This is a genomic window from Providencia sp. PROV200, from assembly GCF_049901995.1.
GTDB lineage: Bacteria > Pseudomonadota > Gammaproteobacteria > Enterobacterales > Enterobacteriaceae > Providencia > Providencia rettgeri_E.
Window position 1 is genome coordinate 2,341,606 of sequence record NZ_CP096307.1, and the last position, 26,025, is coordinate 2,367,630.

Annotated in this window: 27 protein-coding genes and 1 pseudogene; 15 read left to right on the forward strand and 13 right to left on the reverse strand. The window is 37.4% G+C overall.

All coding sequences use genetic code 11. From position 1 onward, the window contains the following. The first annotated feature begins 67 nt into the window (after positions 1–67). Positions 68–1,453 carry a tRNA 5-hydroxyuridine modification protein YegQ gene (yegQ, locus tag M1E86_RS10735; protein ID WP_426099085.1) on the forward strand — a complete coding sequence of 462 codons (1,386 nt, stop codon included), beginning with the start codon at positions 68–70 and terminating at the stop codon, positions 1,451–1,453. Between the two features lie 462 nt (positions 1,454–1,915). After that, positions 1,916–2,815: a lipid kinase YegS gene (yegS, locus tag M1E86_RS10740; RefSeq protein ID WP_213912609.1), complete on the forward strand. Its 900-nt coding sequence runs from the start codon at positions 1,916–1,918 to the stop codon at positions 2,813–2,815. Between the two features lie 46 nt (positions 2,816–2,861). On the opposite strand, the gene thiD is transcribed toward yegS, so the two are convergent. From thiD to M1E86_RS10755, 3 genes are all read right to left on the reverse strand, one after another. Beyond that, positions 2,862–3,659, reverse strand: coding sequence for a bifunctional hydroxymethylpyrimidine kinase/phosphomethylpyrimidine kinase (gene thiD, locus M1E86_RS10745; RefSeq protein WP_213912608.1), 798 nt, complete (start codon positions 3,657–3,659; stop codon positions 2,862–2,864). 191 nt (positions 3,660–3,850) lie between these two features. After that, positions 3,851–4,717: a YjjW family glycine radical enzyme activase gene (locus M1E86_RS10750; RefSeq protein WP_426099086.1), complete on the reverse strand. Its 867-nt coding sequence runs from the start codon at positions 4,715–4,717 to the stop codon at positions 3,851–3,853. Further along, positions 4,689–6,245: a YjjI family glycine radical enzyme gene (locus tag M1E86_RS10755; RefSeq protein ID WP_213912606.1), complete on the reverse strand. Its 1,557-nt coding sequence runs from the start codon at positions 6,243–6,245 to the stop codon at positions 4,689–4,691. The genes M1E86_RS10750 and M1E86_RS10755 overlap by 29 nt, the downstream gene beginning before the upstream one ends. Before the next feature lie 663 nt (positions 6,246–6,908). On the opposite strand from M1E86_RS10755, the gene pagP reads away from it, so the two are divergent. Next, entirely contained in the window at positions 6,909–7,484 is a 576-nt protein-coding gene (gene pagP / locus M1E86_RS10760) for a lipid IV(A) palmitoyltransferase PagP (protein ID WP_125891155.1), read from the forward strand. Positions 7,485–7,591: 107 nt separating this feature from the next. On the opposite strand, the gene M1E86_RS10765 is transcribed toward pagP, so the two are convergent. Together M1E86_RS10765 and mgrB are read right to left on the reverse strand one after the other, a co-directional pair. After that, positions 7,592–8,956 (reverse strand): amino acid permease, encoded by a 1,365-nt coding sequence (locus M1E86_RS10765; protein ID WP_213912605.1) that lies wholly within the window; start codon positions 8,954–8,956, stop codon positions 7,592–7,594. Between the two features lie 227 nt (positions 8,957–9,183). Beyond that, entirely contained in the window at positions 9,184–9,330 is a 147-nt protein-coding gene (gene mgrB / locus M1E86_RS10770) for a PhoP/PhoQ regulator MgrB (RefSeq protein ID WP_248466613.1), read from the reverse strand. Positions 9,331–9,662: 332 nt separating this feature from the next. Here mgrB and M1E86_RS10775 point away from each other — a divergent pair, with 332 nt between their 5' ends. Together M1E86_RS10775 and yidA are read left to right on the forward strand one after the other, a co-directional pair. Next, positions 9,663–10,046, forward strand: a complete 384-nt coding sequence (locus tag M1E86_RS10775; RefSeq protein ID WP_125891158.1) for a helix-turn-helix domain-containing protein — start codon at positions 9,663–9,665, stop codon at positions 10,044–10,046. 225 nt (positions 10,047–10,271) lie between these two features. Continuing rightward, on the forward strand, positions 10,272–11,084 hold the full coding sequence (gene yidA, locus M1E86_RS10780; RefSeq protein WP_426099087.1) for a sugar-phosphatase: 813 nt from the start codon (positions 10,272–10,274) through the stop codon (positions 11,082–11,084). A 64-nt stretch (positions 11,085–11,148) separates the two neighbouring features. Here yidA and yddG read toward each other — a convergent pair whose 3' ends face one another. Together yddG and M1E86_RS10790 are read right to left on the reverse strand one after the other, a co-directional pair. Further along, a complete protein-coding gene (gene yddG / locus M1E86_RS10785) occupies positions 11,149–12,048 on the reverse strand; it encodes an aromatic amino acid DMT transporter YddG (RefSeq protein WP_282561351.1) in 900 nt (299 codons plus the stop codon). Between the two features lie 186 nt (positions 12,049–12,234). Next, on the reverse strand, positions 12,235–13,695 hold the full coding sequence (locus tag M1E86_RS10790) for an alanine/glycine:cation symporter family protein (protein ID WP_125891161.1): 1,461 nt from the start codon (positions 13,693–13,695) through the stop codon (positions 12,235–12,237). Between the two features lie 573 nt (positions 13,696–14,268). Here M1E86_RS10790 and M1E86_RS10795 point away from each other — a divergent pair. Further along, positions 14,269–14,517 carry a DinI-like family protein gene (locus M1E86_RS10795; RefSeq protein WP_125891162.1) on the forward strand — a complete coding sequence of 83 codons (249 nt, stop codon included), beginning with the start codon at positions 14,269–14,271 and terminating at the stop codon, positions 14,515–14,517. Positions 14,518–14,899: 382 nt separating this feature from the next. Continuing rightward, the gene (locus tag M1E86_RS10800) at positions 14,900–15,271 is read left to right on the forward strand and encodes a hypothetical protein (protein WP_125891163.1); all 372 of its coding nucleotides are present in this window, start codon (positions 14,900–14,902) and stop codon (positions 15,269–15,271) included. Positions 15,272–15,323: 52 nt separating this feature from the next. Here M1E86_RS10800 and M1E86_RS10805 read toward each other — a convergent pair whose 3' ends face one another. After that, the gene (locus tag M1E86_RS10805; protein WP_125891164.1) at positions 15,324–15,701 is read right to left on the reverse strand and encodes a hypothetical protein; all 378 of its coding nucleotides are present in this window, start codon (positions 15,699–15,701) and stop codon (positions 15,324–15,326) included. A gap of 284 nt (positions 15,702–15,985) precedes the next feature. Here M1E86_RS10805 and M1E86_RS10810 point away from each other — a divergent pair, with 284 nt between their 5' ends. From M1E86_RS10810 to M1E86_RS10820, 3 genes are all read left to right on the forward strand, one after another. Then, positions 15,986–16,207, forward strand: a complete 222-nt coding sequence (locus tag M1E86_RS10810) for a HEAT repeat domain-containing protein (RefSeq protein WP_213912603.1) — start codon at positions 15,986–15,988, stop codon at positions 16,205–16,207. Positions 16,208–16,374: 167 nt separating this feature from the next. After that, complete coding sequence (locus tag M1E86_RS10815) at positions 16,375–16,713, forward strand: hypothetical protein (protein ID WP_125891166.1); 339 nt, start codon at positions 16,375–16,377, stop codon at positions 16,711–16,713. A 254-nt stretch (positions 16,714–16,967) separates the two neighbouring features. Beyond that, a complete protein-coding gene (locus tag M1E86_RS10820) occupies positions 16,968–18,119 on the forward strand; it encodes a pyridoxal phosphate-dependent aminotransferase (protein WP_248466615.1) in 1,152 nt (383 codons plus the stop codon). Positions 18,120–18,161: 42 nt separating this feature from the next. On the opposite strand, the gene M1E86_RS10825 is transcribed toward M1E86_RS10820, so the two are convergent. After that, on the reverse strand, positions 18,162–18,506 hold the full coding sequence (locus tag M1E86_RS10825; protein WP_125891168.1) for a DMT family protein: 345 nt from the start codon (positions 18,504–18,506) through the stop codon (positions 18,162–18,164). Between the two features lie 135 nt (positions 18,507–18,641). On the opposite strand from M1E86_RS10825, the gene M1E86_RS10830 reads away from it, so the two are divergent. Next, a complete protein-coding gene (locus tag M1E86_RS10830) occupies positions 18,642–19,133 on the forward strand; it encodes an N-acetyltransferase (RefSeq protein WP_213912601.1) in 492 nt (163 codons plus the stop codon). An 84-nt stretch (positions 19,134–19,217) separates the two neighbouring features. After that, entirely contained in the window at positions 19,218–20,000 is a 783-nt protein-coding gene (locus M1E86_RS10835; RefSeq protein ID WP_125891170.1) for a class I SAM-dependent methyltransferase, read from the forward strand. Between the two features lie 47 nt (positions 20,001–20,047). Here the strand turns inward: M1E86_RS10835 and M1E86_RS10840 are convergent, their stop codons facing one another. Then, positions 20,048–20,386 (reverse strand): hypothetical protein, encoded by a 339-nt coding sequence (locus tag M1E86_RS10840; protein ID WP_248466618.1) that lies wholly within the window; start codon positions 20,384–20,386, stop codon positions 20,048–20,050. Between the two features lie 212 nt (positions 20,387–20,598). Next, entirely contained in the window at positions 20,599–20,937 is a 339-nt protein-coding gene (locus M1E86_RS10845) for a GlpM family protein (protein ID WP_125891172.1), read from the reverse strand. 355 nt (positions 20,938–21,292) lie between these two features. On the opposite strand from M1E86_RS10845, the gene M1E86_RS10850 reads away from it, so the two are divergent. Together M1E86_RS10850 and M1E86_RS10855 are read left to right on the forward strand one after the other, a co-directional pair. Continuing rightward, complete coding sequence (locus M1E86_RS10850) at positions 21,293–22,960, forward strand: methyl-accepting chemotaxis protein (protein ID WP_213912600.1); 1,668 nt, start codon at positions 21,293–21,295, stop codon at positions 22,958–22,960. A gap of 181 nt (positions 22,961–23,141) precedes the next feature. Further along, a pseudogene (locus tag M1E86_RS10855) lies at positions 23,142–23,273 on the forward strand (MBL fold metallo-hydrolase); the annotation flags it as partial. Positions 23,274–23,345: 72 nt separating this feature from the next. Here M1E86_RS10855 and M1E86_RS10860 read toward each other — a convergent pair. Beyond that, positions 23,346–23,750, reverse strand: coding sequence for a nuclear transport factor 2 family protein (locus tag M1E86_RS10860; protein WP_248466621.1), 405 nt, complete (start codon positions 23,748–23,750; stop codon positions 23,346–23,348). A 740-nt stretch (positions 23,751–24,490) separates the two neighbouring features. Between M1E86_RS10860 and M1E86_RS10865 the strand changes: the two genes are divergently transcribed. Then, on the forward strand, positions 24,491–25,378 hold the full coding sequence (locus tag M1E86_RS10865; protein WP_213912599.1) for a PhzF family phenazine biosynthesis protein: 888 nt from the start codon (positions 24,491–24,493) through the stop codon (positions 25,376–25,378). Between the two features lie 140 nt (positions 25,379–25,518). On the opposite strand, the gene M1E86_RS10870 is transcribed toward M1E86_RS10865, so the two are convergent. Then, positions 25,519–25,875: an MmcQ/YjbR family DNA-binding protein gene (locus M1E86_RS10870; protein WP_213912598.1), complete on the reverse strand. Its 357-nt coding sequence runs from the start codon at positions 25,873–25,875 to the stop codon at positions 25,519–25,521. Positions 25,876–26,025: the final 150 nt, after the last annotated feature.

Genomic DNA, 26,025 nt, shown 5'->3' on the forward strand with positions numbered 1-26,025 from the left:
TCCTCATCCTTTAAAAATACTCTCTCCTAAGAGTGAGTGCTGACTTGATATCAGATAGAGAATAACCATGTTTACACCAGAGCTTTTGTCCCCTGCCGGTTCTTTAAAGAATATGCGCTACGCCTTTGCGTATGGCGCAGATGCCGTTTATGCAGGCCAACCTCGTTACAGCCTACGCGTACGCAATAACGAATTTAATCACGAAAACTTAGCTAAAGGCATTCAAGAAGCCCATGAGCTGGGTAAAAAGTTTTATGTGGTCGTGAATATTGCGCCCCATAATGCGAAATTAAAAACCTTCATTCGTGATTTAACCCCTGTCATTGAAATGGGCCCAGATGCATTGATTATGTCAGATCCTGGCCTTATTATGATGGTTCGTGAAGCGTTTCCTGAGATGGATATTCATTTATCTGTGCAGGCGAATGCTGTTAACTGGGCGTCGGTGAAGTTCTGGAAACAGATGGGCTTAACACGGGTGATTTTATCCCGCGAATTATCCCTTGAAGAAATTGCTGAAATTCGCCAACACGTGCCTGAAATTGAGCTTGAAGTATTTGTTCACGGAGCGCTGTGCATGGCCTATTCTGGCCGCTGCTTGCTGTCAGGGTACATCAATAAACGTGACCCAAACCAAGGGACGTGCACCAATGCTTGCCGCTGGGAATACAACGTACAAGAAGGTAAAGAAGACGATGTAGGTAATATTGTCCATGTGCATGAACCTATCCCAGTCCAAAATGTAGCGCCAACCTTAGGTGCTGGTGCGCCAACAGATAAAGTCTTTATGATAGAAGAAGCCAAACGTCCAGGCGAATATATGACGGCCTTTGAAGATGAACACGGCACGTATATTATGAATTCGAAGGATTTGCGCGCAATTGAGCACGTTGAAAACCTAACAAAAATGGGCGTTCACTCATTAAAAATTGAAGGCCGTACAAAATCATTTTATTACTGTGCTCGTACAGCACAAGTCTATCGGCGTGCAATTGATGATGCAGTTGCAGGAAAACCCTTTGACCCAACGTTGCTATCCACCTTAGAAGGGTTAGCACACCGCGGTTATACTGAAGGCTTCTTACGTCGTCACACCCATGATGCCTACCAAACTTATGAATATGGTTATTCTGTTTCTGACACACAACAATTTGTGGGTGAATTTACAGGTAAACGTATTGATGGTATGGCTGAAGTTGATGTAAAAAATAAATTTAGTGTCGGTGATAGCCTAGAAATGATGACCCCTGCAGGGAATATCGTCTTTATCTTAGACGCTTTAGCAAACCGCAAAGGTGAAGCAATTGATGTTGCACCAGGTAACGGCCATGTGGTTTACCTCCCTATCCCTGAAGATGTCGATGTTAATTTTGGCTTGTTGATCCGTAACCTAGCAGGCACAACGACCCGAGCACCTCACCAAACTCAGGCAGAAAAGCAAATTGTAGGCTAACCGCCACTCCGTATTTTTTAAATAGTTTGTTCGCTAAAAGCCAAAATCTCATCGTTTAACGTTTTGATATTTTGGCTTTTTTTTATCTATAATATGATATTATTTTACTTTATATGCTTTTTCTTATATGAGAATCATTCGCGTTATTGACATTTACATTAAAAAGTGCGCTGAATATCCAATTTTATGCAACAGATCACATCAATTGGCTATTCAATATCGTATAGTCACTATCGAAAACGAAGAACTAGAAAGTCATAAAATAAGACTAGGAACCACCTCCTTGGCTGGCTCAATCTCCCTTGAGCTAGCCATTTCTTTTATCTGCGATTTTTATTTCATTTCTCTTGTTAACGCTATTACTGTAAAAAATCTAAAATAAGCTCATCAATATCTTATAAATCCATTTATACTCATTTTAACGAATATTTGACATATGTTAAACCGAATGGATGGGTATATATGAATCAATATCAGTCAGCCATGATTATCCTTAATGGTAAGCAAGCCAATCACGCTGAGCTGCGAAAGGCCATTACTCACTTACGTAATGAAGGCCATCAAATTCAAGTCCGTATTCCGTGGGAACTGAATGACACGTATTATTTTATTTCTCAGGCTATAAAACACGGTGTTGATACTATCATTGCCGCGGGCGGTGACGGCACAGTGAATGCGGTTGCCAGTACTCTGATGAAGTTCCCGAGTGACTCTCGCCCTATTTTAGGAATTCTTCCTATGGGTACAGCAAATGATTTTGCCACCAGCGCGAATATTCCTATGGATATTGAAGCCGCCTTAGCACTTTCATTAAAAGGTAAAGCCATCCCCATTGATATTGCGCAAGTCAATAAGCAATATTATTTTCTCAATATGGCAACGGGTGGCTTTGGGACGCGTATTACCACCGAAACGCCTGAAGCATTGAAATCAGCATTAGGCGGAGCTGCTTACGTGATAAATGGCTTACTGCGCCCTGATACGCTGAAAACGGATATTTGCCGCATTGAGGGTGAAAACTTTAGTTGGGAAGGTGAAACGTTGGTCATCGCAGTCGGAAACGGCCGTCAGGCGGGCGGAGGGCAGCAACTAACACCGCAAGCACTGATTAATGACGGCGCATTGAATTTACTGATCATTCCGTCAAGAGATGTCATACCCGCGTTTTTATCGAATTTGTTTTCAACCGATAAAAACGAACACTTAGTTGAAAAAAACTTGTCATGGGTAAAAATCTCATCCCCTCACGATATGATCTTAAACCTTGATGGTGAGCCATTATCGGGAGATACCTTTACGTTCGCAGTGCAGCCGAATGCTATTCAGTGTCGGTTACCACCTCAATGTAACTTATTAGCTTAAAATATAGCGAGAAAGCCCTAGTATTCGGGCTTTCAATCATTACAGACTACCACCATGCATGGAAGTGATGGACCGGGCCAATCCCCTTCCCGACTTCTAAACTGTCCGCTTGCTCTAACGCAGCTTGTAAATAGGCTTTAGCCTGCGTAACCGCTTCTTGCCAATCAGTGCAACGAGGACGCAATGCAGCCAGAGCCGCCGATAAAGTACATCCAGTACCATGGGTATTTTTAGTATTTACACGAATAGAGGTAAAGCGCCATTCACCTTCAGGTGTGATTAACCAATCAGGGCTTTCAGCATCACTTAGGTGCCCGCCTTTCATCAACACCGCTTGGCAACCTTTTTCCAGTAATTTATACCCCTGAGTCAACATTTGGCTTTCTGTTTGTGCAACTTTTTCGTCTAGCAATACCGCAGCTTCAGGGAGGTTCGGTGTAATAATCGAAACAAGAGGTAATAATTGTTGGCGTAGTGCATCAACGGCATCCGGTAATAATAACGGGTCGCCACTTTTAGCCACCATTACAGTATCCAATACCACATACGGAATTGGATATTGCTTCAGCGCATTCGCCACCACTACGATATTACTTTGATTAAATAACATGCCGATTTTTGCACTATCAATTCGCACATCACTGAGAACAGAATCTAATTGTGCCGCCACAAATTCAGGGGGTAAGTCTTGGACAGATTGTACGCCTTGAGTATTTTGAGCCACCAATGCCGTCATCACGCTCGTACCATAAGCCTCTAATGCAGAGAAAGTTTTTAAATCCGCCTGAATACCCGCCCCACCCGATGGGTCTGTTCCGGCGATGGTTAACGCATTGATCCTCATGAGTGACTCCCCTTTTCGGCTAAAACAATAGAATAGATTGATAAGCGAGGTTTACTGAAATCATTTTAAATCAAACAATAAAACCGCCTTGATTGTCTCATAACATTTAACAAATGCCAGCGGTTAGTGAATGAATTTTAATGACTTAGATAAAAAGAGGGAATATCTCACAAAGGAAAAATCAGCATGGCTTATAAGTACACATTAGGCAAATGAATGTTACCCACGCCTCGCGATTGTAACTGTTGAGCAAATGCCTCTACTTCCGTTTGGGTTGCCGCAGGCCAGTTAACCGCTTCATTTTTTACGCCATGTTGCTGAAATGCATTAACTTTTATTCGTGTATTTGCAGGTAGTTGATTTAAGAAATTAGCAAGTTTATCAATATGTTCTAGGTAGTCCGTTTGATGAGGAATATATAATAAACGCAATTCATACAATTTCCCCGCTTGAGCCAGAAATTGAATTGATTGAAATACACGTTGGTTATCTTTCCCAGTTAATCTTAAGGCACACTCATCACCCCATGATTTCAAGTCAATCATTACGCCATCAGTATACTCAATCACTTTATTCCACCCTGCAGAAGCAAGGTGCCCATTACTGTCAATAAAGCAGGCTAAATGCTTGAGTTCCGGTGCCGCTTTAATCGCTTTAAACAGTTCAATAATAAAGGGTAATTGTGTTGTTGCCTCTCCGCCACTGACGGTCACACCATTCAGAAAAGCAACATTTTTCTTCAAATCATTGACGGCATCATTAACACTTAATGATACGGTCATCGGGCTTGAATTCTTAGTGCACGTTTGTAAACAGGTATCGCAGAGCTGGCAAGCATCGCTATCCCATATCACCTTGCCGTCAACAAACGATAACCCATTGTGAGGACAGGTTAAAACACAGTCCCCACAATGGTCACAGAGCGCCATGGTATATGGATTATGGCAATTCAGACAACGTAAATTGCAACCTTGCAAAAAGATAACATGTCGATTACCCGGCCCATCTACGCAGGAAAAAGGAATAACCTTATTCAGTGTAGCGCATCGATTGCTCATTGCTGATGACTCGCTGCTGACGGGCTGTAATTTTACAGTTCTTAGTCGCCTCTTCACCTAACCAGGTAGTATTGCTTCTAGAACCTTGCTCTTTATATTTCTCTATATCTGATAAACGTACCATATAGCCAGTAACACGGACTAAATCATTACTTGCCACATTTGCGGTAAATTCACGCATTCCACAATTAAATGCGCCTTTACACAGTTGCATTAGGGCCTGCGGGTTCTGCTTAATCGTTTCGTCGATAGTTAAAATGTCACTGATCCCAGACAAATAGTGTTTATGATGCGGCGCTACTGCTTGAATGTGCGATACCGGATCGGGCTCTTCACCGTATGGAATACGAGCCCCCGGTGTCGTCCCGATATCCGAGCTGATCCCTGATTGAGCATGGAGCATCGCACGGCCTTTATAACCATATTTAACGGGGGTCGTTTCAACAAAATTAGCGAGTTGCTCGCTGATTTGATAAGACAATGGCAAGGCAGGCGAATTTGCCTGATACTGGCCTTTCACCCCGTCTTTTTCCATCAGGAGATTCACAGCTTCTGCTAAACCGTATATACCAAACATAGGCGCAAAACGTTCAGGCTCAATTAACCCTTCTTGTACTAAAAAACTGGTTTGGAAGAAATTAGACTCCTCAAATAAAAATGCGCTACGTGTTTCAATGAGTTCCATTTGTAACTCACAATATTTTTTCAATTGCACATTTAGAAAATCAGCTGAATTTTGACTGCGTAGCGCAACTTCACGTAAATTAATACGAACTAAAGTACTTCCCCCACCCGCAACAGGCAACGCATTATAACAACTGACAATACCGTAACCTTGTTCATCAAATGCCGCACTATGAATGATATCATTTGCAATATGCGGTTTACTGCATTCACAAATACTTTCAATCGCTTGTAAGAAAAGTGACTCCGGTGTGCGCTGTGGATGATAAACAAATGTCAGATTAGGTGCGACTTGTTTCAGTTCCGCATCAATGCGTAAAATCAAGCGGCAAATAACGTTGTCATCCGGCCCAATATTGGCATGCATAAAAGCATCCGGCAGTGTTCGGTCTAGCTGTATCCAAAACCTTTTTAGCTTTGGATACAGTTGTTCTTCTGTCAACTCCCCCACATATGGCATAAGGAGTCTATCTAAATACCCTAAAAATACGGGGAAATTGGTTACCGACGGCACATGATGATACAAAATCATCAGATGATTAAGGGCGTCATCAAAATCCTCTGCGGGGGCTAATTCTAAGTATGCCGAACCTTGTTTGAGGTATTTTACGTAGTCAGGCAATACATAACGCGGCTTATACGGCGCATTTCCTTCATACATATCACAAATAACACGTTCATTTAACGCATCCGCTAGGGATTGGCTCATCGCAAGATATGGAATATGACTATCTGCCTCCGCCGCTAGAAAATTGGCTTTTTGTTTTGGTGATAATATTTTGTCAGTGGCGATAGCCAAGCATTTAGCTTGGTATTCAGTCAGTGGTTCTTGGCGTTTCATCATAGGGACGTTCCTTTTTTAGTTAGAAGCCAAGGTTACACACAGCAATGTATATGCCATAAACCTTCGAAAACTCGCTCCTACCTGTATTGACATGCCGCAGCTCATACCTGCCGCCTATAGCATTTATTTCATCCCATTGAGGCGTGCCATTATTTGATGTGCATCATACTTTTTGGATTTGCTTGCACGTTATTTTTCATAAATGTCTGCTCTATCAACATGCCTAGTCACAATCACCTAGATAATGAAAAATATCTTTTTATTACATAATGTTAACTACAAAAATAATGAATGGCACTTTATTTTTCTTATCTTTTTAAAAATCCCTCTCGTTTTCTCTCATCAAAAAACTGTCTTATCCAACCTGAAAATGAAACACCTCGTCTGTTATCAGCTACTTTAGGAGTATTAGCCTATTCAACAACTAATTTGATACGTTATTATTTAATCAGATAATCGGTTATCCCACATAAAAACAGGCAAAATTAAACGGTTCTAATATGACCAGCCAGTTATTATCCTCAATTATGTAATAAATACTGTTATATTATATGTATCTTAATTAAAATAATTCCGCTCAAAATTATAATAATAATGCTAATCTGATAATTATTAGCGAGCTAATCATCATTTATATATCTGCGATACAAAACTGGATTTACAATGAGAGTTTATAAAAACATACAGTTGGCCGTAGGTGCATCGTTACTCATGAGCACCTCAATCTGCATATCATCGCCTGCCATTGCTCAAGAGCAATCGGAAAATTTATGGGATAAATTTAAAGGCAATGTCAGTACCACATGGGACTCAGACAAATATGAGCTATATATCCCCGCGGTGACTTGGCACAACCGTGCAATGTACGACAAGAAAAAAACAGATGAATATAACGAGCGCCCTTGGGGGCTGGGCTTTGGTAAATATCGTTATGATGAAGACAATGACTGGCATGCTATCTATGCAATGGCATTTAAAGATTCACATAATGATTGGGAGCCAATTGCGGGTTATGCATTCCAAAAAATGTGGATCCCAGGAGATATTGATGGTTTCCGTATGGGAGCAGGCTTCACTCTAGGCGTCACTGCCCGTAAGGATATGTATTATATTCCGATCCCAGCACCACTCCCTCTGGTATCAGTGGAATATGATAGACTTTCACTGCAAGCCACTTACATTCCGGGGACTTATAATAACGGCAACGTATTATTCGCGTGGTTACGTTGGCAATGGTGACCTAGCCATCTCATGGCTATATAAAATTTCATGGCTGTATAAAAAGGCCGGAGGGAATACCCTACCGGCCTTTTTATTATAAGAAAAAATTAAATTTAACTGAGTTGTTAGCTTTTAGATAAATCCTGCTTTTTAGCCCCTGAGAACTGGTACCCAATCCACAGAACCGCTACCCATAATGGCATAATTAATACGGAAATGCGCAAGCCGTCCATCGTCAGGATAATCCCCAAAATTAACAGTAAGAATGCTAAGCACAAATAGTTTCCAAATGGATACCAAATACTCTTAAATTTCGTTTCGACACCTTGCTTGTTCATTGCTGCTCTGAATTTCAAATTTGAAACACAAATCATAATCCAGTTCAAAACTAACGTTGTCACAACCAATGACATTAACAATTCGAAAGCTTTACCTTCCATCACAAAGTTAATTAAAATACCGCCAGACGTCGCAATACCTGAAACAAGTAATGCCATAACTGGAACGCCACCTTTATTCACTTTTGCAAGAAATTTAGGCGCATTATTTTGTTGTGCCAAGCCATACAACATACGACTTGTCGCATAAGCCCCGCTGTTATACACAGATAATGCAGCAATTAAAATGACAACGTTCAACGAATTAGCAACCAGTAAGTCCCCTAATTCATGGAAAATTAATACAAATGGGCTTGTTTCGCCATCAAGATCAACCCAAGGATATAAAGCTAACAGTACCGCTAATGAGCCAATATAAAAAATTAGGATACGATATACAACTTGGTTAATCGCTTTTGGAATGCTTTTATCTGGGTCTTCTGCCTCTGCCGCGGTAATACCGACCAGCTCTAACCCCCCAAATGAAAACATAATAATAGCTAACGCCATTATTAGCCCATTGAAGCCATTAGCAAAGAAACCGCCGTGCTCCCATAAGTTACTCACTTTCGCTTGTGGGCCGCCATGACCGCTGAGTAATAAGTAGCAGCCAAAAATAATCATCGCAACGACGGCAATAACTTTAATTAATGCAAACCAGAACTCAGTTTCTCCATAAGAGCGTACATTAATCAAGTTAACTGCATTTACCGCAACAAAAAACACCGCGGCAGACACCCATATAGGCAGCTCAGGCCACCAATGTTGCATATATTTACCTGCAGCGGTCAGCTCTGTCATCCCAACGAGAATAAACATAAACCAATAATTCCAGCCTGAAAGAAACCCGGCAAAACCACCCCAATACTTAAATGCAAAATGGCTAAACGAACCTGCGACAGGTTCCTGAACAATCATTTCGCCCAACTGACGCATAATCAGGAAAGCAATAAACCCACACAGCGCATAACCCAGTAAAACTGATGGCCCTGCCATTTGTATGGTTGTTGCTATTCCGAGGAATAACCCTGTACCAACAGCGCCTCCCAATGCAATCAATTGGATATGCCTGTTTTTTAATCCCCGCTTTAGCGTCTGTTGCTGTTGCGCCATAACTTTACCCTTTCGTCCCCTTACTTGTTTTTATCTTCCCAAACAATGATAATGACACAAGTTTATTTGAATTTTCTTATTAACACTACATTCTTCTGGTGCCGTTTTCAGTATATTTTACGCCCCAAAAGCAGATGCTATTCATTATTTTTTTATCACATAGCAAAATGATACCGCAGGATGGCTACCCTGACTCAATATCATGGATTGAGCATTAAAAAGCAAATTCAAAATGGTAACAAGGCAGTTACACGACAAATACCAAAAATAAAGTTTTCGCCTCCCTGATCACACAGGTTATCCATCGCTAAAAGATAGAAAAAGATACAAGCCAAAACTGTACTTATAGCAATAATTAATTTACGACCAAACACTGACAATTCCTTCATATTTCTATGATGATTTTATTTTTCAAATGATTACAATATTGAAGTGCTGCCATTTTATGTTTGGTACCATTTATGGCATTGCAGATAATGCGTTAATAAAATAGATAGTACTCTAATTTAGAGCATCAAATTTGAGGAAAATATGCGATTCACCTCTTTTTACAAAAATTTGCTCATTTTTGGTGCTATTGATTACTAACTTATTCTGATTGTGCTTTTTTTGCCCTAAAAATGAGAAATACCGCACAAGCAGCCTTTGTCATGATGAAATGAAGTTGTGTATACTTCTGCTACCGTAAAACTAGAAAACATTTGAGATGCCACAAGATAACCACTTAGCACTTGTTTATGCTTTGAGTAAATGGATAGAAGAACACTTAGGCCGCGTGATCCACTTAGAAGAGCTCGCGGCTTATTCAGGCTATTCACTTTGGCATATGCAGAAAATTTTTAAAGAAGTCACCGGGATTTCACTGGGTAAATACATCCGCCAACGCCGCCTTGCTGGCGCGGTCAATTTACTCCGTAATAGTAACCAGTCCATTTTCGATATTGCACTGGATTTTGGTTTTGGATCACAATCCCACTTTACCTATATGTTCCGCAAAGAATATGGCATCACACCATTTGATTTTAGGCAGAATGACCAAATCCAATTAGATGTTAAGCAACCGCTTCACCTAATTCATGATTATGAGTGAGAATATTTTAGCTGCATTAACCTTTTGATTTATATATTAATGCCATAAAACATTGTCATTTCGACCTTTAACTATTGAACAGAGTTCCTGCTTTATATTCTGTTCAATTTCACATCAAACACACATTATTCTATTGCAACTAAAATTATAACCATTTGTATAATTTACATTCTGAATAATTAGAGTAAGGTATTGACAGAAAGCACGAATTTTAGGAGGCATTGGATGTCAATAAAACTGGTCGCCATTGATTTAGATGGCACATTACTTAACTCTCAACACCAAATATCTCCCGTCGTAAAAGAGGCTATCACGCAAGCTAAGCAAAAAGGTATTCATATTATCTTAGCCTCAGGCCGGCCATTTTCTGGTATATCCCCCTACCTGCGTGAATTAGATTTAAATACAACTGATAATTATTGTATTAGTAATAATGGCAGTGTCATTCACCAAGCCAGTGATGGCAGCCATCTCGCAGAAAATTTGTTAGATTTCGCTGACTTCCAATATTTTGAAGAACTCGCAAGAAATGTTGGGGTTCATATGCATGCTCTTGCGGATAATTGCATGTTCACAGCTAACCGCCATATTAGCCACTATACGGTCGCAGATGCCTATTTAACGCACACTCCGCTTATTTATTGCCCCGTTAATGAAATGGACTCGTCTCTAGAATTTACTAAATTTATGATAATTGACCATCCAGAAAAATTAGATATTGGTATCAGCTATATTCCAGAGAATGTTTTCGACAATTACGCTTTAACCCGAACAAGCCCCTATTTCCTTGAGGTCTCAAATAAAACTGCGAATAAAGGGACTGCGTTGCAATATATCTGTGAAAAGTTGGGTATTACACCGGATAAAGTCATGAGTATTGGTGACCAAAATAATGATATCCAAATGCTGCAATATGCCAGTGTTTCTGTCGCAATGGGCAATGCGTTAGAACCCATTCGCCAAATGGTTAAATTTGTCACTACGACCAATGATGAAGATGGTGTTGCTGTGGCCATCAATAAATTTATTAATGTATAACCACAAAAGATTTACTATCAACATGATCCCATGGCAGCGCCTGCACTCATCTACGCTGCCACTTTTAGCCGCTTATTGTTTTTTGCCTAGTCGCTAAAAAGCAAATGACCGACCCCATGGTCACCATTAACACACCTTGCCAAAAACTTAATGTTAGTGTCGTGCTTAACAATATTGACGCGAATGCTGTCGAAATAACTGGGGTAAAATAAGAAAGCGTTCCTAAAAACGCCACATTGCCCTTAATAACCGCAAATGTCCACAATGCATTCGCGCCACCAGTCGCAATTGAAGCAACGAGTAATAATAACAGGCTTTGGCTAGTGATAATAAATGGTGTCGGTGTACTGAAAAAATACAGTATCCATAACCCGATAGAGGTCATGATAAAAAATAATACCATGCCATTATGACCACCAGAAATACGTTTGGTTACATTGCTGTAGAACGACCAAACAATGGCCCCGATAAAAGCTAAAAAATAGCTCAGTGGGTTACTTTGAATATTCACTAAAATAGTTTGTACCGATAATGGCTGATTTCCTGAAATTACCCAAATCAGCCCCATAAAAGCTAAAACCAGCCCTAAACCCAATAATAAAGTGAAACGTTGACGGTTAAAAAATACAGCCAGTGCGATAGTAAAACTTGGCCACAAATAATTCACCATACCCAGCTCAATCGCTTGTTGCCGGCTATTGGCTAAACCTAATGCAAGCACAAAACAAATTTCATAGCTAACAAACAGTATTGTTCCCCAAAGCAAATAGCGTTTAGGATATTTCGTTATTTTTGGCATTCCCATGGTAAGTACTAATACCAATGAACCGACCGTATAAACTAATGCTGCACCACCAACAGGCCCAAAATTTTCACTTACACTGCGGATCAGTCCTACCATTGTGCTCCACAATAAGATTGAAATAACTCCATACAGCGTTGCGGCGTACTGATTCAATTTCATAACTCTCTCGGCTATTTAAATTAGAAAATGATATATATGGTGATAATACATTTATTTCACCATCTTAAAAAACCTTATAGCTCAAAGAATTATAAAACAAGTGTTTATTCTTATTAAACCTTGATAATATTTCATAAAAAAATTCTCAGGCTTTCACCTAAGAATTTTATGATTTAAAATTTTGTATTAGCGAGATGTTTCTTTCTCAATCCATTTATCAACTTCTTCTTTTTCCCATATCCCCTCCTCAAACTGTTTCTTTAATTCAGGGTGCTGATTAATATCAAAAGTCGGTATTTTACCTGCAACTAATTGCTGGTTATAATCTTTAGCAAGTTTGAAAGCGATACCCGATAATAGAAGGATCGCAATTAGATTAGTTATCGCCATTAGACCCATCGATAAGTCTGCAAGTTTCCAAATGAATGGCATTTCAGCAAGAGCACCAAACATCACCATACCCAATGCAGCTAAACGGAAAATAAATAAACCAGCCGTATGATTGTTCTCTAAAAAAATCATATTGCTTTCAGCATATGCATAATTCGCAATAATTGATGTGAATGCAAAAAAGAAGATAGCTATCGCAATAAACGTACTTCCCCAACTACCGACAGCAGAAGAAAGTGCAAGTTGTGTTAATTCAATGCCATTAATATTTTCCATTCCACTTTCTAAAACACCAGAGGATAAAATAATAATTGCTGTCGCACTGCAAATAACGATGGTGTCCATAAAAACACCAAGCATCTGTACATACCCTTGTGATGCAGGATGTGGAGGATAAGGTGCTGCCGATGCCGCTGCATTTGGTGCGGACCCCATCCCTGCCTCATTAGAGAACAATCCTCGCTGAATTCCTTGTGTCATCGCCTGAGCAACACCATAACCAACAGCCCCGCCAGCCGCCTCTTGTAGACCAAACGCATTTCGGATTATCAGCATGAAAACTTCAGGTAATCGTTCAATATGGTGCCCAACAACCCAAAATGCCAATAGCAAATAGGCCAACGCCATAACAGGAACAACTAATTCAGCAACCTTCGCAATGGATTTCAATCCACCAAAAATAATGACCCCGCTTAATAAAACTAAGCCAATGCCAACATAAATTGGATTGAAATCAAAGGCGACCGCGGTTGCTTGAGCAATCGAATTCGCTTGTACTGCATTAAATACTAAACCAAAGGCAATAATTAGGAAAATTGAAAACAACACGCCCATCCAGCGCTGGTTTAAGCCTTTCTGCATATAATATGACGGCCCACCTCGATAATTTCCTTTATCATCTTTGGTTTTGTATAACTGTGCTAGAGTGCATTCAATAAAAGAGGTTGCCATTCCCAATAACGCAACCACCCACATCCAAAAAATAGCTCCAGGTCCGCCTGCTGTTAGGGCTATTGCTACACCGGTTAAATTTCCTGTACCAACCCTAGCCGCTAAACTTGTACATAATGCCTGAAAAGATGAAATACCTGCGCTATCAGATTGTTTACTGTTTTTTAAAACACGAAACATGTGGCCAAAATGCCTAATTTGAATAAAACCAGATCGAAGCGTAAAATATAGACCAGCTCCCAGTAATAAATAAATAAGTAAAGAACCCCAAATGAAATTAGTTATTGAGTTTATAAATTCTATCAAATTACACTCCTTTTTTATTAAAACGATTAATAAAAACCAATCGAAAATTAAATACTCACATTTACATCACAACTCCAGAAAAGGAGTTTAGCTAGCAAGAGCCAACTCATCTTAATATGATTATCAGAAATTATATTTTTTTATCTTTAATGTAAATTAATTTTCGATTCATTAATCATTAACTACATTCAATTTTAATAGAAATATGTTACATAATTACAAAAGAACACGTATAACCCTTTGAAAAAACTAACCATGGCAAATCTTCTCAACATTCCATGGGAAGTAAATCAAATGATTGATTTGTCGCGTTTATTTTAACCAATCAGTTAATTGAACAAATAAAAACTCATTATTCATTTCATATACCTACTTTTAATTAGCCTATCCTTTAACTAAAAACTTTATAATACTTCTTTTATTTAATTCATTATTTGGAAGTATTGCATCAATGCGTACATTAATGCACAACAACAAATTAATCCAATTACAATCGTCTTAATTAGATGATTGCTTATGCTTTCACTTAACAATAAACTGAACCTAATAAATTTATAGGCAAGAGGTTAACACATGGAAATTAATATCAAGTTATCTGATGAGGCACTTTCTCAGTTCTCTGAAAAATCATATGATGCTTTCACTGCTGAGCTGAAAGCACGTGTTTTGGAAGTCTATCCTGGCAGCTATCTATTGATCACTCATGATAATGGCCCAACGACTTTTCAAACTAAAGGCTTTCATGATGATAACGAAGTACATATTGTTTTACATGAACTTGTCGAAGATGTCTTAAAACATGGCCATTGGTTAAAACAGTAATTTCCTTATCAAATTACACTCATAAAACCAGCCGTGAGCCTGCATAGCTCTAGCTGGTTATTTGTAATATTCCTCTCGTATTTCAATAACGTTTCCACCTCAATATTTACTCAAAGTCTGATCAAGATCATACTTAAACTTAACTATCCTCAAAACAAGCCAAATTTGCTTTACCTTTAACCGTTATATGGTAATGTATATAACGTAATTTTCATTTACATTGCTTTTGCTAATTATAGCGGCCAGTATTTATACTGGCTCTTTTTTATGAAATCATGCTAAAAACCCATTCGATATCCCCGTTTTAGGCCTAATCTGCTATAGTATTTCTCTAATACTAGATAGAGTTATTATTCATTGAGTGCAAAATAGAGGTATGACTATGAAGCGTTTATTACTGGCTTTTTGCCTGACCCCAGCCCTTGTTATGGCTGATAATGCCCCATTAAATATTAGTGAGATAGCCAACGATTATTGCGAAATCACAGGTCAAGCACTAAGTGAAGCATACAGCACTGACAAAACTAGCAGTGAGTTAACCCAAGCAACCATTGCTAAACTGAAAAGTGAAAATGTCGACCTCAAGCAATTAGCGACTGTTGAGTCAGACTTACGCGAAAATCTAACTTCAGCGATTGATGCAGTACGCAGCAATAAATCTAAGTTTGCTAATGAAGCTGATTTCAATAAATCATTAAATGACTCTGTTTCAGCTTGTAAAATCCAAACTGAACTTCTTTTGAATAAATCTTAAGATTTAATTTTCGAGTAAAAAGCGCTCAAACTAAAATTTGAGCGCTTTTTTATCAATTAGTTTGTTTTTTAACACACAACTGTTCAATCGAAAATTGTAATTCAGGTGTTTCACTGATAATCAGTTGCCCATGTTCAGAAAGACGTCCATCTTTAATACTTACATTCGCAACAAATGGCAGCGAATTTTCTTGGGAAGGTAGACGATATAAACCACAAACCCGATAACTTTCCCCTTCCTTAAATTCACTTTTTTGTACTATTTCCACATCACTAAACTCAACCACAGATGCGTTGCTGAGTTTCTTTTCCACCATGCTTTGAGCTTCATTTTTGACATCTGAATCACCAATACTCGTATAAGAATGGTACGCAAATACGCCTAAAGCCAATAGCAATACTATCAATAATTTTGTTTTTATACGCTTCAACGCATCACCCTTCCTATATTATGATTAATTCACTTAGTATAAATGTATTATATCAATTTGAGTAAACAATTTGAGCTTTTGCCTCAACTGTTTAGTTTTCACCCTAACCAATTGATAATAGATTATAACGGTTATTTTTCAATCCTAATAATTGACTAAAAACACCTATCAATATTGATTTTATTTATATTTATTAACTTAGCATTAATAAAAAAAACATTTTTTATTTTCTTAGCTAGTTTTATAATAGCCTCTATACTATGAAACTGATTTAATATATTTTTATGAAAGAAAAAATCGTTAAAAATCTTGTTAACTTGACTCATGGAAACAACAATGATGTTAAAATAGCGGCGATAAATGCATTGGGCGATTATATTTGTTCAATTGAACAAGACGCCGCCATCGATAGGCTACTTGTTTTATGTGATGACTATAATAAAGACATTGCTGTTGCATCAATTATATCAATCAGCAAACTCGCTAAATTCTTCAATGAAAAATAATAACTTAACGTTAACCTCATTTTATTAACAAATTATTTTCATTGTGAGGAAATAATGAAATAAAAGTGGCTGAATTATGATTTGTTCATTTAGATAAGTAAATACAATTGAATTAATTAATTACAATGGCAGAATGATAATTAACAAATATCTAAAGGAGATATCTCATGAATATATTAAAGCCATTAATTCTTAGTGCGAGTTTAATCGCTATTAGCTTTTCGACGCTCGCTTACCCAGGGGATGGTAATGGTTCATGGCACCGTGGCGGATACCAAAACCAACACCAATATAATGATAGGCCTTGCGATAATTATCGCCACTCTAATTATGCAAATCGTCACCGTGGAATGATGCAATACTCGACATCAATTCAAACAGCTCAACCAGATGAAACACTGAAAAAAATTGCTGCAGATGTGCCTAAAGGAGAAAATGGTAAACAATATATGGTTAAAGTTGCAGTTGTAGAAATTACACCTAATGTCCCTGCACAAGGCCAGTAATCTTTACCAAGGGTAGAAAAACACTACCCTTTTTTTTATTTATATGTCCTCAATAATGCTATACCCCAATGAGTTGCCCTCCACCACCTTAGCATGACACGTTCTACCTTCATGTTTTCAATAAATAGATTTTCAACACATAAAGCCCACACCACCAATGCGAATAATTAGTCATAATAAGTAAATAATTATTTACTTTAGGTTGATTTTAAGTAATCTATTACTTTCAATAATAATAACTTTAGGGAATAACTATGGATCGCCGTTCGTTTCTTAAATCCACATCATTAGTTGCAGGTGGGCTTGCACTTAACTCATTGTTTAATCATGCAGTTGCACAAAATAATAACATTGTCTTGCCGAGTGAAAAACACCCATTACTATTGAATTTCAATGAAAATTCATTAGGGATGTCCGAAAATGCTAAAGAAGCTATCATCAAGGCATTACCTAATGCATTTCGCTACCCTGATGATGCTCGTGCTGAATTACAGCAGAATATTGGTGAGCTCTACAATTTGTCTGATAAGCACATCAGCATAGGTAATGGTTCATCTGAAACCATTCAAGCTGCTGTTGCCATGTTAGCTGCTAAAGCAAATAAACTCGGTAAAAAAATTCAATTAGTCACCCCTGATCCAACATTCAATTATGCAGAACTTTATTCTCTGCCATTGAATATAACGATAACGAAAGTGCCTTTAAAAACCGATCTATCATTTGATTTAGAAAAAATGGAACAAGCTGCTGATGATTTTAACGGTCTATCAATGGTTTATATTTGTAATCCAAATAATCCGACGGCAATGATCACACCTCACAGCCAGCTTGATAAGTGGATGAGTAAAAAATCTGACAACACATTTTTTATCGTTGATGAAGCTTATGCTGAATTTGTTGAAGACCCAGACTTTATCAGTGCCATTGAGTTAGTCAAAAAAGGCCAGAATAACTTGATCGTCACACGCACCTTCTCAAAAATTTTCGCCTTAGCAGGATTAAGAGTTGGCTATGGTGTTGCAACTCCCGACGTTATTGCTGCTGTAGACGAGTTTTTATCTATTGATAACACCAATACAGCAGGAGCTGTTGCTGCAATAGCATCGCTAAAGGACAAACCCTTTATTGAATACAGCCTGAAATCTAACAATACATCGAGAAAAATTGTGGAAAAGGCATTAAATGAAATTGGGCTAGAATACGCTCCATCACAGGCTAATTTTATTTTTCATAAAGTCAAAGGTGATGTAAAAACCTATCAGCAGCGTATGGCAGAGGCACATGTAATGGTTGGCCGTGAATTTCCACCAGCGATTGGCTGGAATAGATTAACGCTAGGCACCCCTGAGGAAATGCAGCAATTTGTTGTGATACTAAAACAATTCCATGAAAAAGGGTGGGTATAAATTAAGTCCCCCAGAAAGGGCAGCTCAAGCTGCTCTTTCTGTTTAAAATGGCCCTTTAAATATAAAAAAGGCGCCTGCAAAAATAAGAATAAAACCGATTAAATGGTTAATGGTAAAACTTTCACCTAAATACAATACCGAAAAAAGAACAAATACACAGAGCGTTATCACCTCCTGCATTGTTTTCAATTCAGCCGCACTGTAGTACTGGTGTCCTAACCGATTAGCCGGTACCGCAAAACAGTATTCAACCAAGGCGATTAACCAACTAAAGAAAATAACAACATACAACGGTTTTGTTGTGAATTTTAAATGCCCATACCAAGCAAACATCATAAATACATTTGAAATAATAAGTAAGAATACTGGGTAAAGTTTAATTAACATGCTGATTCAATAGACAAAGAATAGATAATCGATATTATGGGGTTAGAACTAATATATTGCCATAGACTCCCATAAATACCCCTGGTTCTTCATATCACAAATTTAAGCGTATTTAGCAATCATTACGAGGTAATAATGAATATTAAATATGAATTAATGACACAGGTTGATTGTCCCGCTGTCGCTCAATTATTGCAATCTAATTCTGAATCCCAACAAGGTGGGTTACTTGGTGAATATCCCCAAGCCAAAGTTAACGCAATGTTTGTAGGAAGTCTAACCACCATTATAGCTCGGGATGCAAATAAAATTATTGCGGTTGTGTTTAGCTTTGACTCTCACTCTTCATCCTTACCCCCTATAGCACATTTAATTATTAAACAGCATGCAGACATCATACGAGGCAACTGGTTTTATGGCCCTGTTTGTATTGATAATGATTATAGGGGGAAGAATATTCTCAAAAACCTTTTTGATGAAATTAGTTCGTACAATCAAGGAAAACCCGTTGCTTTTATCAATACAGATAATCTCAGGTCTCTTTTCGCACATAAAAAAATAGGTATGAGTAATATCACTGATTTTGAATTTGATGGCACAACATATCATTTAATGATCGGAAAATAAATGTACTGTTTAGTACACTTTTTGGTTTCAACTTACTTATTTTTTGCTACACTGTGACAAATTATTGTATACAGAGGTATATTTATGACCGATTACACGAGTGCAAATCAAAAAGCATGGGATAAACAAGCAGAATCACAACTTGCTTGGTCAAAACCTGTTGATTCCAAAACTATCCATGATGCCAAACAAGGTAAATGGCAGGTTCATTTAACGCCGACACCTGTTGATGCAGCTTGGTTAGGTGATATAAAAGATAAAAAAATTCTCTGCTTAGCCTCAGCGGGAGGACAACAAGCTCCAGTACTCGCCGCAGCGGGAGCAAATGTGACTGTATTTGACTTTTCTCAGAAACAACTTGAGCAAGACAAAATGGTGGCGGAAAGGGATAATTTAACATTAGAGATTGTTCAGGGTGACATGCGCTCATTACACATGTTTGCGGATGAAACCTTTGATATCATATTCCACCCTATTTCTAATTTATATATTCCAGATGTTAACCCTGTCTGGCAAGAATGCCACCGTGTATTAAAAACCAATGGGCGCCTATTATCTAGCTTTTATAACCCGATTCTTTTTATTGGCGAACGAGATAAACACTATGATGAGCAAGGCATAATAAAGCCAAGCTATACTATGCCGTACTCCGAGCTATCTACTTTATCAACAGAGCAAATAGCACAAAAACAGGCAAGACAAGAAGCGTTTGTATTCGGTCACTCACTGACAGATCTAATTGGTGGGCAAATAAAAGCGGGCTTTTCTATCACAGGTTTTAAAGAAGACTGGCAACCTAATCCACGGTTCGTTATCGATAATTATCTACCAACATTCCTAACGACAATGGCAATTAAGGCCAATTAATATTATTGACGCTCGTTGTGTTAGGCACTCAACGAGCAGTTATTAACTTAGCTTCTTTTACAGTACCTATCCCAGACCGCTTCAAATTGCTCTGCGGGGATAATATCATCAGTTTTTTCCACAAAAGGAATGGATATCATTACTTTACCAGCTCTATTTTTATGAAGTCTAACGATAAACCTTTTATAGCCATGAGGTAATTCATTTTCAAAGCCAAAGACTTCACCACAATAATAGCCCGTTTCATCCCCTTCCTCACTTTTCGTCAATACATAATATTGAACATTTTTATAACTCGCGGCTGATGGGTAGGCAAGAAAATCTTCGACAGAACTTTTAACTCGGCTCTCTGTATCTAATTCAGGATCAAGTGTAACTTCAGTCATAATTCCTGCAATATATGCACACCCAGCTACTAACAATAATACCAAGGCTCTTAATAACATTTTAATAATACAGCTCAATAGAAAACACTGGCTATCATTATAGTTAATAATTAAATTTTTGCGACTCTACCCAAGTGTGCTTAAGCCGTCAGCTTATCGTACTTCTTTAGTTTTTATTATCGCTTTCAGTTAATTATATCTCCCAATGTTATCTATTGAGTGAGTTGCCACATATAAACTAATATTGCCGCTGTTATTATCCAAATAACCGTTGCAATAGTTAAACTTCCCCAAGCTGTGATTTTTGTTGCTAATAAATATACCGTTAATAAATACATTGCATAAGGAATGAGAGACCACAAGCCAAACAGTGCAGTTTTTCTGAGAGCTTCCGCACCTTGTTCTTGAACAACGATAACATGTGCTATTAATGCAAATGTAGGGAAAAGAGGAACTAATCCGGCAATGTAGTAAATTTTACTACGCGAAAATAGCGCAATAACCAATACAGCTAAAGCACCTAAAAAGCATTTAAAGAGTAAAGAAAACATACCACACTCAATACTTAAATTTTAAACATTGACTATTATTATCACAAATAATTTGTAAGTTAACTGTATTGTCGCTATCAATGTACAACTATTGTGTCCTTTCACTTCCCTAATTGAGTAAAAACACTTAATTAACTTCAATTTTATGAGCTAAGTCAAATTGTTGGATATAAAGTATCCAGAACGAGTGCCGATACATTTATTTAGTCCCTGCGCTTGAGGCTTTCGCGTGACTACATATAACTTTTTAGCTATCGGACAGCTTCGATTTGCTCATGGTTAATCACGTTATGTTTAGACGTCGTATTTAGTATGTGTGAAACACACTACTCGATGGTATGAAAGGAAATAATCAATGATGTCTGGTAATTTAAAAAAAATTAATTTTAGTTCAACTAAGTTCTCTTTTTCTGGTTTTAAGACAACAACTCTAGTCTGGTTTATTTCAGGCCTGCTGATCGCCCTTCTTCTTTCAACTTGTTGGTTTTTCTTTAGTTCTTTAAAACAATATCAAGAGACATTAACCCAACTCGATACTATCTATAACGAACAAACTCAACTAAACAATACATGGCAATCTTTATTACAAGCACGAAATACATTAAATCGGGCTAGCTCTCGCCATTTATTAGTTATTAATAAGATGAAAACATCAAATACTGACATAGATAGCCTCATCGCGTTTTATCATAAAAAAATAGCTGAAACGGCTAATTATTGGGATACATTTACAACCGTTTCCATCTACAAAAATGGTGACCAATTTGCTGAATTAGAAAAATCCTATAACGCGTTATACGCTGCATTAAATGAGCTTTCCGTTTTTTTAGTTCAAGGAAAAACATATGACTTTTTAAACCAGCCGACTCAGGGATTTCAGGACACATTTGAGAAAAACTACGTAAAATATCATCAACAATTAAATAGTAGCTATCATGATATTGCTCTCACAAGTGAGCAGCTATATAAACAAAGTTTGATTGGCTTAATCGTTACTATCTCAATCGTTATCCTCGTAACTCTGTTTATTCGCTTTATTCTACAGCTTTTCTTTATTCGCCCACTAAACCAAGTTATTGATGGTATTGAAAAAGTTAGCCATGGCGTTTTATACCATCGCTTTGATAACAAAGGTTTATATGAAATCAAATTACTTAAACAGCATGTCTCTAATATGCAAAGCAAACTGATTGATATCGTCAAAAATATTTATGACAACACTCACCATATAAAAGTTGAACTTGGTGATATCACCCAGATGAATCATGACCTTTCTATTCGAGCAGATCAACAAGCCGCCGCCATTGTTGAAACAGCAGCCAGCGTCGAAGAACTCGATTCCTCTTTTAAATTAAACACCGCTCACACTAATCAATCGTGCAAATTAATGTCAGAGACGAGTGTAACAATTGATAAGAGTAATGAGCTTATCTCTGATGTTGTTGAAAATATGGATGATATTGTCGATTTTTCGAAAGAAATTAGTAAAATCACCTCAACCATTGATAACATTGCGTTTCAAACTAATTTATTAGCATTGAATGCCGCTGTAGAGGCAGCAAGAGTAGGCGAACATGGCAAAGGGTTTGCCGTCGTCGCAAATGAAGTCCGCGAATTATCCATTAGTTGCACTCAAGCATCCAAAGAAATCAAGCTATTAATTAATAATTCAAATGATAAAATTAATCACTGTTTCCAATTAGCTGCAGATGCAAATGACAATATTGTTTCAATTGCACAAGATACATCTAATATCAATGAGATGATCCAAAGTGTTGCGCTTGCCTCAAATGAACAAACCCATGGTGTTAGCCAAATACACCTAGCAATCAATGAATTAGATAATACCACACAAGCGAATGCAGCCATGACTCGTGAATTGCAGTCGTCCTTAAGAGCCTTAGAGTCCCAATCAGATTTATTAGAGGATATTATTTCTATTTTTCACATTGAACCCAAAAGTGAACATGAAATAGATAGTGATACTCTTGAAGAGGTTAAAAAAGTAAAACAGTTTGTCTAATAAGATATAGCATTTTATTTAGGGGGTTGACTTTCGATCGTCGCCTCCAACATTTTTATCGTTTTCTGCGTTACTTCCATCGTTTCCTCAATTTTTGTTACTGTATTTATAGCCATTTAATACTTTTTAGTGTTTATCTGATATAACGATTACAATTACTGCTATTAAACATGAGTTCATGATGACAATAAAAATTACTGTTCTTGTCGACAATAATACCCTAATTGATAGTTACTTTTGCGGTGAACCTGGTGTCTGCTACTATATCGAAGCCGGTAATAAAAAAATATTATTCGATACCGGCTATTCAGACAAGGTAAAATCTGGTTTTTTATTAGACTTTACCTAAATTAACAATATTAAACACCTGATAAATAATGAAGGTTTAAGTTCTTGAGCCTAAATCTTCATCCTTATTACTGCCTTTAACCATTCTTGTCATTTCTTCGCAACGGATAATTTTCCCATCTTCTATTTGAAAACAAGCAAATACCTCAAATTCACTTATTGAGCCATCTTTTTTAGTCGCTTTTGCCAGATGTTGAGTATGCACACACCCATCCCCCTCCGCGATAGATTTAATGGTAATAACGATCGACTCAGTGGCTTGCTTCAATACCTGCAAGTGTGTAATAAACTCATTAAAATCAATTTGTTTACCATCAACAACTTGAATGTATTTATCTGAAAAATATTGTTTCGCCACAGACAATGAACCAATGTCCTCACCCAATACTGCGTTCAGTGCCTGTATAACCCATTGTGCGTTAGTCATATGTGCATTAGTCATATTTTATCCCTTATTATAAAAATATTATTTATAATTGTTATGGGTGTATTATTTTTCATTTCAAGTCAAAATAGAATTTATTATCTTTAAATTCTCACCTTTACACTATCTTCTAATAATTTATCCGTGATTTAACCTGAACGATGGCACTTAATTTTATGCTTTTTGTCCCTTTTCTATATCACGATAATTTTTTGCGTAAACAATCAAAAATTTATTTCTTATTCATCAATTTTAGTTTGGTTTTATTGGTGTTTTCAATTAATTACTCATTAACCCACTTTATGCGTAATTGAATCCCCTATAAAGAACTTCACTTTTATGCTTACGCCGATTTGGATTAAGGCTTAAGAACTGGTATTATTTAGTGGTCTATCTAAGCAATAGACGCCTTATAACAATAACTATAAATATACATTTCCATTAGATACCCCTGCTTGCAGGGGCTTTTTTTGCTAAACAATGATATATAATGAAAAAAGTCATTGCCAACCTCATAGCCCAGTCCCATCTTTTTGAGCACACTGAGAATTCCTTAACTAAACGTCTAGTCAGCTTAAGCAGATTATCAATACTTTATTAGTTGGTTCATTAAACTATCAATAAAGGATAGCATCATATTTACGCTATTACACAATGGGTTATACTAATATAGCGTTTGCACTTCTCATTAAATTTGAACCGATGAGTAAAGTACACTCTGAAAATTTAAGATATCTATTTATAACTCGGGAAAATAAATGCCAACTAAAAATACCGGCTCAATTGAGCAAGATATTCTGGTGTATCTTGTCAATTCTTTCACACAAAATAACACTGGGGGTAACCCTGCGGGTGTCGTTCTAAATCCGCCAGCACTCAGCACTTCACAAAAAATTGCTATTGCACAACAAGTCGGTTTTTCAGAAACAGCGTTTGTCTATAATAGTGAAGACACTGATTTTGAAGTGGATTTTTATACCGCTGAAGGTGAAGTCGATTTTTGTGGTCATGCAACATTAGCGGTGTTTTTCACTTTAGCTTCACTTAAGCTAATTTCTTCTGGGTGTTACACCCAAAAAACCAAAGCCGGTGTTTTAAGTGTGTCTGTTAGCCCAAACAATATCGTTATGGATCAAGCGCTACCAACCTTACGAACTGGGCCTAATATCAATGAAGTTGCAGCAGCCCTTGGCATAACTCGTGAAATGATTACTGAAACAGGCCTACCTATCATGATAGTTTCAACTGGGTTACCTGACATCATTATTCCAGTTAATACCGGTTATTTAGATTTACTGCAGCCTAATTATGAAGCAATAACGAGAATCAGCAAAGAATCAAATGCTATCGGTTTTCATGTATTTGAGTTAAGTGAAGATCCTTCAATCACAGCACATTGTCGAAATTTTGCACCGCTCTATGGGATCAATGAAGAATCAGCAACTGGCAGCGCTAGTGGAGCACTTGGCTGCTATTTGGTCAATTATATCTTACCGAACAAAACGCAATTTCTATTTGAGCAAGGTCGTGCAATGGGATGCTCCTCCTTGATTCATGTCACTATTCATTCACAAGCAAAAAATATTACTCAAGTGAAAGTTGGCGGCCAAGCAGCCATGATCGATACGCAAATAATACATATTTAACAAAAAATAAGGCTCAAAAATGCAAGGCAGTGGCCATCTTTTAATGCCATTTATTCGGTTATTTATCATCACTAGAAAGCTTAGCTAGCTAATATAGAAACTTTTCCCATGGATGGGAAAATCTAGCATATAATAAATAATTATGCCGTTAACCTATAACTATCTTCAATTAACTCCTTAATTTCATCCTCTGTAAGGCTCCCTGGTAGCTTTATCGTAATCCAATGCTCTTTATTCATATGATAAGCCGGATAAATATCATCGTTTAATCTCAATGAACCAATGAGTTCCGGTGGAGCTTTAAGGTTAACAATATTAACTATCTCTTCATTCTTATTTGCATCTAATTTACGAGATGAAATACGCATAATAACTGCAAACCATTTTGCATTATTTTTTCGCCTAAAAACAAGATAATCAGGGTGCTTTGCCCACGGGCTCTCAGGATCAACACCATAATTATTCTGAATATAATCAATCATTTCACTGCGGTTCATTTGATCATCCCATTTCAATAATAAACTTCAGTAATATCACCTAACCTCATTATTATATGCCGTCTGATTGACTCTGTAACTCTTCTTTTACTAAAACTTTATTAGGAGCCAAGCGATGACCGATAAATATCATGATGACAGAGGGAAGAA